This window comes from Idiomarina abyssalis, from assembly GCF_900116625.1.
Taxonomy (GTDB): Bacteria; Pseudomonadota; Gammaproteobacteria; order Enterobacterales; family Alteromonadaceae; genus Idiomarina; species Idiomarina abyssalis.
Map to the genome: position 1 here is coordinate 262,174 of NZ_FPBE01000001.1, position 15,641 is coordinate 277,814.

Genomic DNA, 15,641 nt, shown 5'->3' on the forward strand with positions numbered 1-15,641 from the left:
CCGCTGTTATGGCACAAGTAATGATAGATATTGCGGGCACTGAGCTGACCGCCGAAGACAAAAAGCTTCTTGCGGCACCCGCCGTTAACGGCCTTATTTTATTTACACGCAACTTTGCGTCCTTAGAGCAGTTACAGACACTGACACGCGAGGCACGAGCTGCCGCCGACAAACCTTTGCTCATTGCGGTAGACCACGAAGGTGGGCGTGTGCAGCGTTTTCGTCAAGGCTTTAGCGCCATTCCTGCTATGGGGTCGCTGCAACAAATAGAAAATGAAGACGAACGACAGCGCGCCGCCCGCGACTTAGGCTGGCTAATGGCAGCAGAGGTTCAGGCTGTAGGTATTGATATTAGCTTTGCACCGGTGCTGGACGTAGACGACTGCAGTGACGTTATTGGTGATCGTGCTTTCTCGGCTGTGCCATCTGAAATTTCTAAACTGGCGTCGTCTTTTATTGAAGGCATGCACGAGGCGGGCATGGCGTGTACCGGCAAGCACTTTCCCGGGCATGGCTCCGTTCAGGCGGATTCCCACATTGCCATTCCTGAAGATGACCGAACTCTGGCGCAAATTAGGGCCCATGACTTAAAGCCGTTTTTGTCATTAAGCCAGAAACTGGACGGCATTATGCCGGCCCATGTTATTTACCCGCAAATTGACCCTCAGCCCGCCGGTTTTAGCGAGTTTTGGTTGCAACAAATACTGCGCAGCGAGCTGCAGTTTAATGGCACCATATTTAGTGACGATTTGTCTATGCAGGGCGCTACCGTTGCCGGTGACATGCAGCAACGCGCCGTAGCCGCTCTTAACGCCGGCTGCGACATGATACTGGTGTGTAACGACAGAGCAGGCGCAGTGCAAGTGCTGGACGCTAACTTACCCGCTACCGAGCCAGAAAGCGCACAACGTGTGAATAGAATGCTGATGTCATCGCCAGCGGTTTCGCTGGAAGAGTTAAAACGCACCGAACGCTGGGAACAAGCCCAACGCTGGTTGTAGGTTATTCATAGCTCTTTATTCATAAAGAAGGGGGTCTTCAATGCCGTTGGCGGCGAAGGCCTCTAAGCGCTCCTGACACGCACCGCATTTACCACAGGCTTTGTCGCGGCCGTTATAGCAAGTCCAGGTTTGGCTGTAATCCAGCCCCATTTTCAGGCCGTCGGCTAAAATTGCATTTTTATCTACATCTAAGTAGGGGGCGTGAACGGCTACCGGGTCGTAGTTGGCCATTTTACTCACTACGTCCATTTGTCGTACAAACTCGGGGCGGCAGTCGGGGTAAATAGCGTGATCACCCGAGTGCGCGCCATAGTAAACCGCCGAGGCGTTTTCAGACACCGCGTAACCAATGGCCAGTGACAGCAAAATCATGTTGCGGTTGGGTACTACGGTAGATTTCATTGACTCTTCTTCGTAGTGCCCTTCGGGAATGTCTATGTCGTCGGTGAGTGAACTGCCGGAAAGCAGAGAATTAATAGCGGTAATATCGACAACTTTATGGGGTATTCCATGCTGTTTACAGACGTTAGCCGCAACTTCAAGCTCTTTTACATGGCGTTGCCCATAGTTAAACGACAGTGCCAGAACCTCGTTTCCCTCTTGTAGCGCTTTGTGCAAAACGGTAAACGAGTCCATTCCGCCTGAATAAATAACAACGACCTTTTGCGACATGCTGTAACTCCCCGTATAATCCGCATTCATACATTCTAGCCAAAGCCATTTTAACGGAAGCTATGCCTTACCGCATCAACGAAATTTTTGAAACCTTGCAAGGCGAGGGCACCTTTACCGGCGTGCCATCTATTTTTCTGCGTTTGCAGGGTTGTCCTGTGGGTTGCCCATGGTGCGATACCCAGCACACATGGGAGACCAACCCAAGTGACCAGGTAAGCGTTGAGCGCCTAATGGCAAAAACCGAAGCCAACGCTGAGTGGGCTGAAATGACGGCAGAAGACATTATCAGCCGCTTTGAACAAGAAGGTTACACCGCCAAACACGTAGTTATAACCGGCGGCGAACCCGCTATGTTTGATCTGCTGCCGCTTGGCAGCGCCTTAGAAGCCAAAGGCTACCAGCTGCAAATAGAAACCAGCGGTACCTTTGAGCTAAAAGTAACAGACAGCACCTGGGTAACGGTGTCGCCCAAGCTTGATATGCCAGGCGGCTACCTGGTACGCCCAGACTGTATGGCACGCGCTAACGAAGTAAAGCACCCCGTAGCCATGCAAAAGCACATAGACGCGTTAGACTCCCTTCTAAAACGCTGCCCGCCCAAAGCAGACGCCGTAATTTGCCTGCAACCCATAAGCCAGCGGCCACGCGCCACAGAGCTTGCCATGAAAACCTGTATAGCGCGTAACTGGCGCCTTTCTGTGCAGATGCATAAATATCTCAATATTGAGTAAGACATTTGCTACTTCTGATCTGACCTTCTAAAACCCGATCTATACTTCCTGAGCTCAACGCCAATTGTGGTGTTTGACTGTATGCCAGGAGGGAATTATGAATACGGGTTTTGCTCGACGTTCTCGCGGTCAGGGAATGACGGAATATATTATTATTGTAGCTTTGATTGCCGTTGCGGCAATCGGTGTTTACTCACTTTTCGGTAAGTCCATACGTAACCAGGTCGCTGGCCTTGCTCAGGAAATGACAGGGCAGTCGTCTTCCCAGCAAATCAATAGAGCTCGCCAATCTTCGCGCCGTGCCGGTACAGTTGCTAATAAGGAAGTAAACCTCGGTAACTATAATGAAGCTACGGAGCAAGGCGAACAATAATGAGCGTCTTGACGGCTTCTAATCCACGTGCAAAAGGGCAAACCCTGATTTTAATGATCGGGGTGTTGCTATTGGTGTCATTATTATTATTTGCCGTAACGGATATGGGTAAACACGCCAGGCGTCAGTGGTACTTGCAAAGTGTTGCTGATAACGCATCTTATAGCGCAGCTGTTGCAATGTCTCGTCAGATGAACTTTCTAGCATTAACAAATCGCGCGCTTATTGGTAATCAGGTGGCAATTGCCCAATGGGTGGGGTTGGCGAGCTATTTAGCTATGCTCGATAGAACGGCTGATAATCTCGAAGCCGTTACATCATTCATTCCATATCTAGGACAAATCACCCGAGCACTATCAACAATAATTGCGCGTATTGAAGAAGGCTTTGAGCAGGTTGTGAAAACCCTGATTCGTTTCCAGTCTGCGGTAATACAGGGAATATCTGCAGCGCAAAGACTGTTAGATGCAAGCTTTGCTATAGAACTGCCTTTGCTTATTCAGGATATCGTTTCCAAACATTCAGAAGAGCTTAGCTGGGAAGCATATCAAGGCGGCGGAATAGCACCGTTTCCAAGCCTATGGTGGCGCAAGACTGAAGTGCGCAACACCAAGAATAAAAACGAATCTAAGGAGTTAGAAGAACTTACTCTTAAAAGTCTTGACCCGTTTAGCAAAAGTAGAGGATACGATTGGGTCAATGTTTTTACCCATAAAATAGTGAAACGAGGTGGTACAGAATTATCGAGAAACAGAAACGGGGGCTGGGATTGGCATGCATTAGATTCTGTTTCACTCCACGGTCGGCGTTGGTTTATAGGAAGCTTCAAAGAACAGCTTCCGTTAGGTTGGGGAGCAAAGGCTCAGGATCAACGACGTTATCATCGTTCAAATTATGGTGGTGCCTTTCGCAGCAACTCGATGTCTTCTCGGATGGCTCTGGCGCAGATGGGATCGTTAAATGATGAGCCTCGTCGTTTTAGTTTCATGCGTCTTAGTAGTTTTCTAAACATGAGTATGGATACGGTCATAGTTAAGGTAAGTGGTATTAAGCAAGCTGCGTATGCAAAATCGAGAACAAGTTTTAACCGACCAAGCAGTGTTTTTCCGCGGGCTGATGAGTATATAGAAACTGATAACCTCTTCAATGCGTTGTGGGAAGCTGAATTAGTAGCCATTTCAGACATCGATAAGATAGGGATATTAGGCCGTGAAGCCCTTTAAGCAAACTGGACAGGCTGTTATTGAGTTCATTTTATCGGTTGGAGGGCTTGCCGCTATTTTTATTTCGGTACAGGAAGTGCTCGCTCCAGCTATAGAAATTAATACAGCTGACTTAATCGCAGCCCGCGAGGCTATATGGGAAAGAGTTAGGAGCGATGATAAAACCAGCCTATCCGGTGATTATCGTTTAAACAAACATACTGAGATATTTTTTGACCCAATAAATAGGTTACTACCTATAGGTCTTGAAGGGGATAATTTACGGGTTCTTAAGCCGTCTAACAATGAAGCTTTTTATCCAATGGCGCGGCTCAATAATAGCTGGCAAGCACAAACCCCAGATGAATTATCAAGTCGACCTGCATCGTTAGTTGTTAATAACGCGCTGTCGGGGGATGCAGTGCGGTTAATACAGGAAGGAATAGGGTGGATTTTTTTAGCTGAAGAACTTAGTTCGGATTCACTAATATTTGGAACGATTTCTCCAGATGTTGTTCCGCCGGAAGCATATAAGAAAAAGGATTAATTATGGATTTGCCTGTCGTGCTAGATGATTGGAGTTGGGTAGAACAGCCTATTAGCTCTTCTATTAGTGTTAATGCACTTTTTTTGGATGATCCTAAAGTTCCAGACTGGGAAGCGCTGGAACAGTTCTATCCATACTGTCCGGGGGGAAAGACGATTTTCTGGCTTTGTCCTATCGACGGGACGGACTGGACGCTATTTGAAGTTGAGAATGAACAGTGGGTGCTAATGCCAATGACTAGTTTCCCACCTAAAGAGAAACTTTTAAAAGGTCCGTTTACTCCAATTTCAAAACATGAAAATAACGGTAAAGAAGTGTGGGTATACTTGGCTAGATACCCTCTTAAACAGCTACAAACATCGATGATGTTTTATTACAGCCAAAAAGTTGATGCTTTCCAATCTATTGAAAAAGAGAACGATGTCTGGATTTTCAAAGAAGATATGGGCCGCCTCATGTTCTCTGAGCAAGGCGAGTATGTGATTTTGGTTCATATCTTATGATTCGAAAGGAAAGTGGTCAGGCATCAACTGAGTGGTTGCTCATTTCGCTACTGATAATGACCGTTTTGTTAATTGTTGAAGAGCAGTTTTCTCTCATTGATTACTTAATAGAGACAGGTCGAAAGGCGAAAGAGTTCTATCACTTTATTTGGCGCTATTTAGTTTTAATTCCAGGAGGGTCTTCATGACAAAAAAGGCGAAATGGATTTTTGCCGTTAGCTTTAGCTTTGTAATTTCGATAGTCACAGTCTGGCTAATTAACCAGTACTTACAACAAGAAACGTCACGGAGATTAGAAGAAGCCTCGAGAAGCACGGGGAGTGTCGTTGTATTTGCTAAGGATTTGACTGCCGGTCACGTACTTTCGGCGAAGGACTTATTGGCTCGCAAGTATCCGGAAGAATTAATTAATGAAAACTGGTACGTCGAGCGTGAGGCTGGTCTAGTTCTTGGTCGACAGCTTCGAGATTCCGTTGAGCCAGGAGAGCCCGTTTCCGAACGTGTGTTAGTGAACAATAGAAATAGTGGTCTCTCCGAAAAGTTGCCTAATGGTTATTACGCTATCACGGTTAATACGGATAATTTAGGGCACCATAACGCCTTGCTAAAAGAAGGGGATGTGGTTGATATCGTTTTTGTTGGAGATTCATTTGATAAAGGTAGGGAATATAACGCCTTTAGTGCGATAGAAATATTTGAAACTCACGGCTTAGAGGAAGGGTACGGCTCGTATTCTTTGACTTTATTAATAGCGCCTAATGAAGTTAAGAGTTTTACCAGAGCCTTGGGGAGTCCCATGTTGGTATGGGCTCGTGGCCGTCAGTTATCTAAAACAAAAGTTTGGTCCAAAGATTTAAAACAAAGCAAGGTGGAACCATGGAAGGTCCAATAAAGTTAATGTGCTCAGCATTACTCTGTTTATTTATCTATATTGCAGGGGCGTATGCTAGTGATCTCTCCTATGTCCTTAAGAAAGGTGAAACTCAAATAGTCAGTATTGATCCTGGCACAGACATTGTAGTTAGCGACGAGAGCATAGTGGATGTTCATGTTTTAAGTAATTCTCAAGTCGTTCTAAGGGCTTTAGGAGAAGGAGAGACTGATATTTGGCTCAGTCATCGAGATGAAGTGAGAAAGTTGGACATCAGTGTTTCCGATACTCTTTCCCTATCAACCAGTGCGCGTATCAATGCGATTGTGGAAGAAGAAAATGATCTAAGGAAAGTAGATAAGCAAGGAGTGACTGTACTGTCGGGTCAGGTATCGAAAAGGCACTATGATGAATTAAATAGGCTATCTCAAAGTAACGAGAGAGTGCTGAACTTAACTGAGCCTTTTTCAAAACAAGCCCCCATGCTTACCCTCCGAGTTAATATTCTGGAGACTAAGCGGCAGTATCTTGAAGACATTGGAATTCGCTGGCAAGGGACAACCAGTGGACCTACTTTTTCAAGCGCTTTATCCGGGCTATTTGAATGGGATGCAGAAATAAACTCACAACTAATGCTTATGCAGCGTCGCGGTTTGGCTAAGTTATTAGCGAACCCTACTTTATCTACTCAGAGCGGTGAAAAAGCAACTTTTCTTGCAGGTGGCGAGTTGCCAATTCCTCAAGTCGTGGCTCAAGGAATGCAGGATGTGACGTTTCGTGAATACGGGATAAAGCTAATTATTGAGCCGGTTGTATTGGCGGAGAACAAGATAAAGACCCGGTTACATGCAGAACTAAGCAATATTGATCCAGCAGTTTCCGTGTCTGGTGTTCCGGGAATATTGAGTAGACGAACAGAATCAGTATTTCTATCAAATGACGGAGATACGATGGTTTTATCAGGGCTATTAAGTACGGATGAGTCAGCTCAGGAAGATAACGTTCCAGGGATAGGGGAGCTACCTGTGATAGAGAATGCTTTCAATAGCCAACAAAGCAGAAGTCAAGCTACGGAACTCGTGATCATGGTTACGGCTGAACGTATGGATACTGCCCAGAAACAAGCTCGTGACAGGCGCGATAAACTAGCACAGAAAAATGGCTGGTACAGGGATGATTCAATTTTGCAGTTGAAGGAGACATTCTGATGGCATCTGTCACCTTAATTAATTGTCTTAGAGCTCGTTTAGATACACGAGATCCTAGTATTGATGAGATGAATGAGTCCGAATTAAGAGTCTACGCTGAGTCATTCTTAAAAGAGAACACCAGTGCAGATGATCGAGATATCAAAGATGCAGTCGCTGAAGTTATTGGCTTGGGACCAATTGAAAGGCTTCTTGCTGATGACACTGTGAGTGAAATCATGGTGAATAGTTTCGAACATATTTATGTCGAGCGTGCAGGTAAGCTAGAGAGAGCCTTTGAACAATTTAGTAATGAAGCAGCGTTACGCAGAGCTATTGATAAAATAGTTCTTCCTCTCGGAAGACATATCGATGAAGCATCCCCAATGGTTGATGCTCGCTTACCTGATGGATCCCGCGTTAATGCTGTATTGGCGCCTCTTGCAACTAAAGGCTCTTGTCTCACTATACGGAAATTTACGAATAAGTCCTTAACAATAGAAGACTTGGTATCCGGTAACTCTCTGACTCAACAGGCTGCAGATTTTTTGAAATTCGCCGTTCGTTGTCGTCAGAATATCATTGTATCTGGAGGTACCGGGACAGGGAAAACGACCTTGTTAAATGTCTTATCTCAGGAGATATCAGAAGAAGAGCGAATATTAACTATTGAAGATGCCGCAGAACTAAGACTGCATCACGATAACTTAATTAGCCTGGAAGCCAGACCCAAAAACCAAGAGGGCGTAGGTGCAATTAGCATCAGAGAGCTTGTCATTAACGCATTACGAATGAGGCCAGATAGACTTGTTGTAGGTGAATGCAGGGGACCGGAAGCTTTAGATATGTTGCAGGCAATGAATACCGGTCATGCAGGCTCGCTTAGTACGGTACACGCAAATAGTGCCAGAGACGCATTGAGACGTTTGGAAATTATGGTTCTCATGGGAGGGATTGAGCTGCCTGTTTCAGCTTTGCGGCAACAGATAGCAAGTGCTGTTGACCTTGTTGTACAAATAGCTCGTCTGCCTGATGGCAGAAGAGCCGTAATTAGTATTAATGAGGTCACAGGAGTCGATGATGATGTTCTTCAAATGTCAGCACTATTTGAATATTCAAGTAGTCAAAAGTCGCTAGTGAGTAATCAGGTTCTTTGTAAATTCGCGGACGATCAGAGGGAAGATATTCGTGAAGATATATGGAGATCAATTATGGAGGCTGGCTCATGTTCACCCTCACTCTAGTACTATTGATTATTATTAGTGGACTTTGTTGGATATGGGTTTTGTCACACCTGACGCCTAAGCGCTATCAAAAAATTGAAGAAGAACTGGCTGGCTCTGCTGTTCGATCATTAGAAGAGTTTTTCTTGAGGTTACCTGTGAAAACTCTGCTCAGGTTTTACTTGATAGTTGCTTTGTTATTTCCTTTATTAGCTTGGGCATATGTTGATATTAAGTGGGCCGCTATTACTTTTATTTTTACTTTACTGGCCCCGCCTTTTTCTTATCGATACTTCAAAAAGCGGCGTCTGCTAAAAATTGAAAAACAACTTCCAGGAATGTTGATTGCTTTAAGTAACCAAATTAGAAGTGGAACAAGCGTTGGTTCAGCTCTAAAGAGCTTTAAAGGGAATATGACTGCTCCTCTTGGTCAGGAGATAGATGAGTTATTGAGACAGGAGAAAATGGGAAAACCGCTCATAGACTGCTTAGAGCATTGGCAATTCAGGCTGCCAATCTTCTCAATAAAGCTCGTGGTTCAATCTTTGGTTTTAGGTTTGAGAAGCGGAGGTCAGCAGTCGGAGTTATTTCTGAGGTTAGCGGATAATTTACAGCAACAGCAGCACCTTCGAGAGCGTCAACTGACTCTTACTTCGCAAGCTAGAATGCAAGCGAAAATTCTAGTTCTGATGCCGGTTGGATTGTATTTCCTTTTGAGCTGGATTAAGCCAGAGCATACCGCACTTTTTACGGAGTCTCTCGTCGGTATTTTTATGTTGATGACTGCTTTTTTCTTAATGTCAATTGGCGGGTGGATGGTTAAACGTATTATGCATCCAGAAGATGAAAGATGATTCTAATAGCCTTATTAATATTTGCCGCATCATTAAGTTGCGTATTGCTCGCTGTGACAGTTTGGCAGTTTCTAGCTCTTGGAGACAAGCTTGATAATTTAATATCGACGATCTGGCTTTACCTACCTGAAAGATCAAGGAAATGGATTGCCAGTCATTTAAAAATCGAAACTTTAAATAGCGAAGCCCGTTCTTTTTTCTTCTGGATCGTAATGGCTAGTGTATCAGTAGGAGTGTATTGGGCGTCCGGGGTTTGGCTGGCGTTAGCGATTTATATATTGCTGATACTGCAAGTAATTAACAAGAGAAGAGTTGCAGCTAGGAAAAGTAATCGCGCTGTAGTTCGCCAGTTACCTGACTTCTGCGATTTAATCGCAATGATGATCGCCTCTGGTGTCCCTCTTATTTCAGCGTTGGAAAAAGTGTCCGAATCATGTAGTGAGCTACTGCTTGCGACTGAAATAAGAGCGATGCTGAGCCGACTACGGAGGGGAGCTAGTTTTTCAAAGTCTATGGAGGAGCTTTCGGAACGGTATGAGGCTAATGAACTTAAAGAGTGGAGCTTAATGCTGATTAAAGGGTATCAACAGGGGGCAAGTCTCACAAAGTCATTACGGTTTTATGCGAATCAACTGAGACAGGAGTTACTTAACTCGGCTGAGAAAAGAGCTCAGGAAGCTCCTGTTAAGTTGTTGTTTCCACTGGTAACTTGTTTTTTTCCAGTAAATTTTTTGGTTATTTTGGGGCCTGTTATTGTGCAGTTAAGCCAAGGAGGGTTTGGATGAGTGAAAGTCGGGAAGTGACTTTATGGCCTAAAGTAAAAGAAATGAAAAAGTTTCATCAGCGATTAATAGGGATGATGAATGAACCGCAACCAACACCAGATAGAGCTTTTTGGTTCCCATTCTGTAAATCAATTCACACGTGGGGAATGAAGGAACCTATCGATGTTGTTGCTCTGGATAAAGATAGAATTATTATCGAGGTTCGCCGTTTGATATGTCCAAATGAAGTTGCGCGCTTTAAGGGAGCATATGGATTAATTGAAATGGCTTCAGGAAGTTTTTGGCCCTTAGAAAAATGGATTGGAAAGAAACTAAAATTTGTTAAAGCGCATGGAGAGCGAAATGAAAAGAAACCTTACGATTGTAGTATTTCTATTGAGCTTAGTTAGTTCTGGGTGTAGTACAACGGTTCAGGAGAAGCTTGCACGAGAACAAAGTTTTGAATCTGCAATTAATTGGTATCAAACCGGTGATCTTCTGTCAGCGGAGCAGCATTTGCATTGGTTGCATAAAAAGGGACTTGGAACAGATAAAAGCTGGAAATTGCTAGGTAATATTTACTTCAGACAGTATAGGTTTGAGGCGAGTCAGTCAGCTTACAGAAACTCACTGAAAATGAATGCAGCAGACGAGGAAGTCTGGTTTAACTTGGCTTTATTAAGCCTTCGGCAAACAACGAACATTTTAATGGATGCGCGAGTAGAGTTGGATACTTTTGATGGAGAGCTCGAAATGTTATTACGTGAGCTACTAGAGCTTCAGAAAGCTAGATTGCATGAGACACCAAGAGATGAGTCGGCATAGTTGAAAATGATGCTTAAAGAGTTTTGATAAAGTGTAAGTATGACTTTTGTTCCTTGTTTTCAAATCGAAGACTTGCTCACAACCGTACACTCTAAATAGTAAAAACCAGGAGCAACAAATAATGAAACTCTTCTTCTCTGTGGTGTTGTGGCTTAGTGTGTGTACTGCGGTAATGGCGGCTGATTACTCTATTGAAAAGGTTAAGGGTAATGTCTATCGGTTTTCAGCAGGCCATTACCATTCTGTGTTTATGGTTACGCAGCAGGGTCTTTTTGTTACTGATCCCATTAATAAAAAAGCTGCCCAGCATCTTAAGCAGCAGCTAGCAAAGCGTTTTGATCAGCCCATACGTTATTTAGCGTACAGCCATAATCACGTAGACCATACGTTGGGTGGCGATGTTATAGCGCAGCAGGGTGTAGAGGTTATCGCCCATAAATACGCAGACCAAGACTTGCGCTGGACAAAAGCACCCACAGCCTTACCTACTATGACCTTTAGCGACGAGTTGACGGTAAAGTTGGGTGAGCACTCGGTTCAAATGAAGTACTACGGTCCTAATAACGGCAGAGGCTCAGTCAGTATGCGTTTTATGCCGGAGAATGTCCTGTTCGTGGCCGACTGGATAGTGCTTGGTCGTATGCCTTATGAGACCCTGCCAGGGTATGACATTCATGGAATGATCAACTCAACACAGCAAGTGTTAAAGGAGCAGCCTTTTGATGTATTTGTGGGCGCTCATGCCGATATGGGATCACGAAAGGACGTTGTGCGCTATTTAAGCTACCTTGAAGCCTTATATGCCGAAGTGCGTGACGGCATGCTGGCAGGTAAAAGTCTGGAAACGCTGCAACAGGACATAAAGCTTGATGAGTTTTCCGATTTAAAAATGTATGACCAGTGGCTACCGCAGAATATAGAGGGTGTTTACAAAACATTTATTGAGCAATCATATTTTGATCGCCGATAATAGCTGCAGTTTTTTACTCATGGAACTCAATGACATGACCATAAAACCAGGCATTTACGAGCATTACAAAGGCGGACGTTACCGCGTTATTGATACCGCCCGCCACAGTGAAACTGAAGAGTGGGTGGTGCTTTATCAGCCCCTTTACGGTGAACAAAAGCTTTGGGTACGCCCCTTTGATATGTTCGTGGAAACAGTAAATGTGAACGGTACCCAGGTACCGCGGTTTCAATTTGTTGGTAACGAGTAGGGTAAAACAATGAGCGAAACCGATAACAAGCTGTTTCTGGTTTATGTGGGTGGCACAGCCCCCGGTGCCAATATTGAGCTGCACGACGTTCGCTTTGTGGTGGGTAAGTGCATGGAAGATACCTATCCTGCCATTCGCAAAGGCTGGTTTGGTACACAGAAAGGACTGCACCTGGACAGCTTTGTTCACTTGCACCACGTAGATGGCTACCGTATTCATCTTACCCAAACCAAGCCGGCTGAAACTTCGGGTAAGCAGCTATACTTTGTGAACTTTGGCGGCTATTTCTCCAATAAACTTGCTGAGTATCACGACTTTACCGTGGTGGTTGCTGACTCATCGAGTTCGGCAAAGCAACTGGCGCGTGCGCAAGTATCTAAAGCAGGCTTAGCTGGCGCAGAGCAAATTCATAAAGACGACTTATTGGCTGTGGATGACTGCCTGTGCGTAGACCTGGTGGATGAGCATTTCATAACGCTTGAATACGACGGTGAACAGCAGGAATTAGTGCCGGACTGGAAAGGTTATCAGCCATTGCCATAAATTTTTTGCATCCAAAAGTATTCGTTGTTGTGTCTAATACTGTGTAAGTCAAACAATTGAACAACAATAGGGGGCGTTATGTCCGATCTTTGGGTACCAATTACAGCTATGCTGAGTATTTCAATCGTTATTATTGTGGGCTTGGCTTTATCGGCTCATCATAAAAAGCATTTACAGTTAACTTTGCAAAAGCATCTGGAAAACGGAGGCACACTAACTTCGGAGCTTTTAGGGCAGTTGGGCACTTCGCCCAGTAGTCGTCATGGCGACCGTCGTAAAGGTCTGGTTTTGGTGTCAGCAGGGCTGGCCTGTTTAGTGGCCGGGTGGTCAGTGGGTGACTTGGATGTTGGCGTTATGTTCGGGGTTTTCCCGGTATTTATTGGCGTCGCCTTCTTAATTTCGGCTTACTTAACTAACGATGAATGATAAAGCGCTGATTGCACGGGTTATTGCCCGTGGCGATCAGCACGCCTTCGCGACTCTGGTTCGCCAGCATCAAAATGGCGTCCGGAACTTTCTGCGTCGATTAACCGCGGGCGATCACGCACAAGCGGATGACTTGGCGCAGGAGGTGTTTTTGCGCGCCTACAAGAGCCTGAAAAGTTTCCGTGCCGAGGCAAGTTTCAGTAGTTGGCTGCACAGCATTGCGTATCGTAGCTTTTTAAATGAGCGGCGTAAGTCGCATCACCATAATGAGGTAGCTGGCGACGCCTTGCCTTTCATGCCGGGGCCATCCAGTACGGTTGATAGCGACATTATGGTTGAGCGGCTAATGCGGCATCTTTCGGTGCCGGAACGCACCTGTTTAACCTTGTCTTTAAGTGCCGGAATGAGCCATCAGGAAATTGTCGCGATTACTGACTTACCGCTTGGCACGGTTAAATCTCATATTGCCCGGGGAAAACAAAAGCTGATTGATATTGTCAGCGCCCCACAAAACAAGCAGGAGGTTGCCTCATGAGTGCACCCGAACATGACGCTTTGAATGATCTTCTCAGCTATAAAACTCGCTTAGTTGATGAAAGCTTTACTGAGCAAACGTTTAGCTCAATTCGAAAGTCTGAGAAGAGACGTCGCATTCTTGTTTTGCTGGCATTTATGAGTGCGCTGTTGGTAGCGGCTGCTTTATGGGTGGTGTCGGGGAATCAAATTCTGGCTCCGGTACGGAGTTTCATGGCTCAGTCACCGTACTTGCTCACACTGGCTATTGTAGCTTTTTGCTCAATAACGTTCTGGTCAACGCAGCAACGGAGTTAGCGCGGTAATGCACTTTACGCGTAAATTGAAATACCGGTCGTACAGGTCATTGTATGACCGGCACATAGAGCCGGTTGGTGATAACGCTGTCGCCGCTTATCACCACCTGAAATAAGTCGCCGAAGTCTTCTTCTCCAAGTTTATCAGCGCTTCCACCAGCTGCTTTGACCAGTTCAGGCACGGTATTGCTGTGGCCAATAATCAGTGCGTTCTTTTTGAGCTCCTTTAAGCTGGTTACTATTCCTTTAAAGTCTTTAGCTGGGTAGGTTTCTACTGATAGCCCCAATTGTTTTGCCAGTGCTTCTGCGGTTTGCTGAGTACGCTTAAAGTCGGTAGAAAATATGGCTTCAATGTCGCTGTTTTTCAAAACCTGCGCGAGAACTTGCGCACGCTGTTTGCCAACCAAACTGAGGTCGGGGTCGGTCTTGTCGGTTGTTTTCTCCATATGACGGGAGAAGTAAAGAGTATAAGTGTCGGCTGATGCCTCGCCAGAGAAAAAGCTCATAACAATAAAAATAAAAAGTAAACGGCGCATAAGTTGTTAAAGGTTGTCATATAAGGTTAGTTTATAGCAATAAAACATACCTTTCAGCAGGCCCATAAACAAGCGTTATCCCCTGGAAAAGGTGGAAAAGTAGTCAGGAGGTAAAATGAAAGCACAGCCAGTTTTAGACTTTTGGTTTAAAGAGTTAACACCAAAGCAGTGGTTTGCTAAAAGTGACGAGCTGGACAATACCATAGCCAAACGCTTTTCCGATACGTTAAAGGCTGCAGCTGAAGGGGAGCTCTGGCATTGGCGCGAAACGCCTCATGGCCGTTTGGCAGAAGTAATTGTGTTAGATCAGTTTTCGAGAAACATATACCGTGGTAGTCCGAGGGCTTTTGGGCAGGACGTGATAGCGTTAGTGCTGGCGCAGGAAGCCGTAGAGAAGGGCGCAGACAAGTTGTTGGATGCCAGCGAAAAGGCGTTTCTCTATATGCCTTATATGCATAGTGAGTCGGCGTTAATTCATGAGAAGGCTATGCGGCTTTTCAGTCAACCCGGGCTTGAGAACAACTACAAATTTGAAGTAAGACACAAAGAAATTATTGACCGGTTTGGACGGTATCCGCACCGTAACCGGGTACTGGGGCGCGAGTCGACCCCGGAAGAAGAGGACTTTCTTAAACAGCCGGGGTCCAGTTTCTAATACTACTTTATGTTTTCAATCAGTTGCGAAAGTGAGCTGACGGTAATAGTGGGATTAATGCCCCAGGGGTCAAACTGAGCTTCTCTGGAACGTTTAACCCAGGCGGTTTTCCAGCCTGCTACGCTGGCGCCAATAATATCGAAACTGTTGCTGGATATAAGCCAGGTATTTTGCTCCTTACTGCCGCTTTTATCGAGAAAGTGCTGGTAAACCTGTGGGTTAGGTTTAAAGCTTTTAATGTCTTTGCAACTGACTATGTCTTTAAAGTAGCGGCTGAGCTCAGCACCCTCCAGCAGTTCAGTTACTGCATCGGCACTGCCGTTAGAAAAAGCAAAACACTCTATACCCGCCGAGTTCAACTTGCTCAGTGCGGTTTTCGCGTCATCGAACGCCGGTAAGCTCCGGTATTTTTCCAACAACTCTTCCTGTTGCGGTGCAGTTAACCCGGCTCCCAGTTCATTGTTGGTGAACAGAAGGGCGTCTTTGGTACAGACCGCAAAGTCTTCATACTGCTGCATAAGCCCACGACGAAATGAATACTCTAGTTGCTTATCACGCCAGCGGCTCGAAAACTCTTGAGCTTTGTCATCGCCAAGGTATGAACTCAGCAGGGAGACTAAGCCCTGAGCGTCAATAAGTGTGCCGTAAACGTCAAAAGCTAAGGTCGTCAAAATT

General features: G+C 45.3%; 24 protein-coding genes. 21 read left to right on the forward strand and 3 right to left on the reverse strand.

Annotation, left to right across the window (positions count from 1 at the left end):
* The first annotated feature begins 8 nt into the window (after positions 1–8).
* Positions 9–1,001 (forward strand): beta-N-acetylhexosaminidase, encoded by a 993-nt coding sequence (gene nagZ / locus BM359_RS01245; protein ID WP_054487174.1) that lies wholly within the window; start codon positions 9–11, stop codon positions 999–1,001.
* Between the two features lie 15 nt (positions 1,002–1,016).
* Here nagZ and queC read toward each other — a convergent pair whose 3' ends face one another.
* Complete coding sequence (gene queC, locus BM359_RS01250; protein ID WP_054487177.1) at positions 1,017–1,673, reverse strand: 7-cyano-7-deazaguanine synthase QueC; 657 nt, start codon at positions 1,671–1,673, stop codon at positions 1,017–1,019.
* A 62-nt stretch (positions 1,674–1,735) separates the two neighbouring features.
* Between queC and queE the strand changes: the two genes are divergently transcribed.
* From queE to BM359_RS01345, 19 genes are all read left to right on the forward strand, one after another.
* The gene (gene queE / locus BM359_RS01255) at positions 1,736–2,407 is read left to right on the forward strand and encodes a 7-carboxy-7-deazaguanine synthase QueE (RefSeq protein ID WP_054487180.1); all 672 of its coding nucleotides are present in this window, start codon (positions 1,736–1,738) and stop codon (positions 2,405–2,407) included.
* A 97-nt stretch (positions 2,408–2,504) separates the two neighbouring features.
* Complete coding sequence (locus tag BM359_RS01260; protein ID WP_054487182.1) at positions 2,505–2,780, forward strand: Flp family type IVb pilin; 276 nt, start codon at positions 2,505–2,507, stop codon at positions 2,778–2,780.
* Positions 2,780–4,003, forward strand: coding sequence for a pilus assembly protein TadG-related protein (locus BM359_RS01265; RefSeq protein WP_054487185.1), 1,224 nt, complete (start codon positions 2,780–2,782; stop codon positions 4,001–4,003). The genes BM359_RS01260 and BM359_RS01265 overlap by 1 nt, the downstream gene beginning before the upstream one ends.
* Positions 3,990–4,529, forward strand: a complete 540-nt coding sequence (locus tag BM359_RS01270; RefSeq protein ID WP_234972448.1) for a hypothetical protein — start codon at positions 3,990–3,992, stop codon at positions 4,527–4,529. Before BM359_RS01265 ends, BM359_RS01270 begins: the two co-directional genes overlap by 14 nt.
* Before the next feature lie 2 nt (positions 4,530–4,531).
* Positions 4,532–5,032 carry a hypothetical protein gene (locus BM359_RS01275; RefSeq protein ID WP_054487187.1) on the forward strand — a complete coding sequence of 167 codons (501 nt, stop codon included), beginning with the start codon at positions 4,532–4,534 and terminating at the stop codon, positions 5,030–5,032.
* Positions 5,029–5,220, forward strand: a complete 192-nt coding sequence (locus BM359_RS01280; RefSeq protein WP_054487189.1) for a hypothetical protein — start codon at positions 5,029–5,031, stop codon at positions 5,218–5,220. Before BM359_RS01275 ends, BM359_RS01280 begins: the two co-directional genes overlap by 4 nt.
* On the forward strand, positions 5,217–5,924 hold the full coding sequence (gene cpaB, locus BM359_RS01285; RefSeq protein WP_054487191.1) for a Flp pilus assembly protein CpaB: 708 nt from the start codon (positions 5,217–5,219) through the stop codon (positions 5,922–5,924). Before BM359_RS01280 ends, cpaB begins: the two co-directional genes overlap by 4 nt.
* On the forward strand, positions 5,909–7,111 hold the full coding sequence (locus BM359_RS01290; protein ID WP_054487193.1) for a type II and III secretion system protein family protein: 1,203 nt from the start codon (positions 5,909–5,911) through the stop codon (positions 7,109–7,111). Before cpaB ends, BM359_RS01290 begins: the two co-directional genes overlap by 16 nt.
* The gene (locus tag BM359_RS01295; protein ID WP_054487195.1) at positions 7,111–8,334 is read left to right on the forward strand and encodes a TadA family conjugal transfer-associated ATPase; all 1,224 of its coding nucleotides are present in this window, start codon (positions 7,111–7,113) and stop codon (positions 8,332–8,334) included. Before BM359_RS01290 ends, BM359_RS01295 begins: the two co-directional genes overlap by 1 nt.
* Entirely contained in the window at positions 8,316–9,167 is an 852-nt protein-coding gene (locus tag BM359_RS01300; RefSeq protein ID WP_054487197.1) for a type II secretion system F family protein, read from the forward strand. The genes BM359_RS01295 and BM359_RS01300 overlap by 19 nt, the downstream gene beginning before the upstream one ends.
* On the forward strand, positions 9,164–9,952 hold the full coding sequence (locus BM359_RS01305; protein WP_054487199.1) for a type II secretion system F family protein: 789 nt from the start codon (positions 9,164–9,166) through the stop codon (positions 9,950–9,952). Before BM359_RS01300 ends, BM359_RS01305 begins: the two co-directional genes overlap by 4 nt.
* The gene (locus tag BM359_RS01310; protein ID WP_054487201.1) at positions 9,949–10,341 is read left to right on the forward strand and encodes a DUF192 domain-containing protein; all 393 of its coding nucleotides are present in this window, start codon (positions 9,949–9,951) and stop codon (positions 10,339–10,341) included. Before BM359_RS01305 ends, BM359_RS01310 begins: the two co-directional genes overlap by 4 nt.
* On the forward strand, positions 10,295–10,756 hold the full coding sequence (locus BM359_RS01315; RefSeq protein ID WP_143441126.1) for a hypothetical protein: 462 nt from the start codon (positions 10,295–10,297) through the stop codon (positions 10,754–10,756). Before BM359_RS01310 ends, BM359_RS01315 begins: the two co-directional genes overlap by 47 nt.
* 121 nt (positions 10,757–10,877) lie before the next feature.
* A complete protein-coding gene (locus BM359_RS01320) occupies positions 10,878–11,726 on the forward strand; it encodes an MBL fold metallo-hydrolase (protein ID WP_054487207.1) in 849 nt (282 codons plus the stop codon).
* A 34-nt stretch (positions 11,727–11,760) separates the two neighbouring features.
* On the forward strand, positions 11,761–11,976 hold the full coding sequence (locus BM359_RS01325) for a DUF1653 domain-containing protein (protein ID WP_054487210.1): 216 nt from the start codon (positions 11,761–11,763) through the stop codon (positions 11,974–11,976).
* Between the two features lie 9 nt (positions 11,977–11,985).
* A complete protein-coding gene (locus tag BM359_RS01330) occupies positions 11,986–12,519 on the forward strand; it encodes a DUF1543 domain-containing protein (protein ID WP_054487211.1) in 534 nt (177 codons plus the stop codon).
* 78 nt (positions 12,520–12,597) lie between these two features.
* A complete protein-coding gene (locus tag BM359_RS01335) occupies positions 12,598–12,945 on the forward strand; it encodes a DUF6249 domain-containing protein (protein ID WP_054487214.1) in 348 nt (115 codons plus the stop codon).
* Positions 12,938–13,480 carry an RNA polymerase sigma factor gene (locus BM359_RS01340; protein ID WP_054487217.1) on the forward strand — a complete coding sequence of 181 codons (543 nt, stop codon included), beginning with the start codon at positions 12,938–12,940 and terminating at the stop codon, positions 13,478–13,480. Before BM359_RS01335 ends, BM359_RS01340 begins: the two co-directional genes overlap by 8 nt.
* A complete protein-coding gene (locus tag BM359_RS01345) occupies positions 13,477–13,776 on the forward strand; it encodes a hypothetical protein (RefSeq protein WP_054487219.1) in 300 nt (99 codons plus the stop codon). Before BM359_RS01340 ends, BM359_RS01345 begins: the two co-directional genes overlap by 4 nt.
* Positions 13,777–13,822: 46 nt before the next feature.
* Here the strand turns inward: BM359_RS01345 and BM359_RS01350 are convergent, their stop codons facing one another.
* Positions 13,823–14,311: a phosphoglycerate mutase family protein gene (locus tag BM359_RS01350; protein ID WP_234972449.1), complete on the reverse strand. Its 489-nt coding sequence runs from the start codon at positions 14,309–14,311 to the stop codon at positions 13,823–13,825.
* A 115-nt stretch (positions 14,312–14,426) separates the two neighbouring features.
* Here BM359_RS01350 and BM359_RS01355 point away from each other — a divergent pair, with 115 nt between their 5' ends.
* Complete coding sequence (locus BM359_RS01355) at positions 14,427–14,966, forward strand: DUF924 family protein (protein ID WP_054487221.1); 540 nt, start codon at positions 14,427–14,429, stop codon at positions 14,964–14,966.
* A 2-nt stretch (positions 14,967–14,968) separates the two neighbouring features.
* On the opposite strand, the gene BM359_RS01360 is transcribed toward BM359_RS01355, so the two are convergent.
* Positions 14,969–15,640: a haloacid dehalogenase type II gene (locus BM359_RS01360; protein ID WP_174507657.1), complete on the reverse strand. Its 672-nt coding sequence runs from the start codon at positions 15,638–15,640 to the stop codon at positions 14,969–14,971.
* Between the last annotated feature and the right edge of the window lies 1 nt (position 15,641).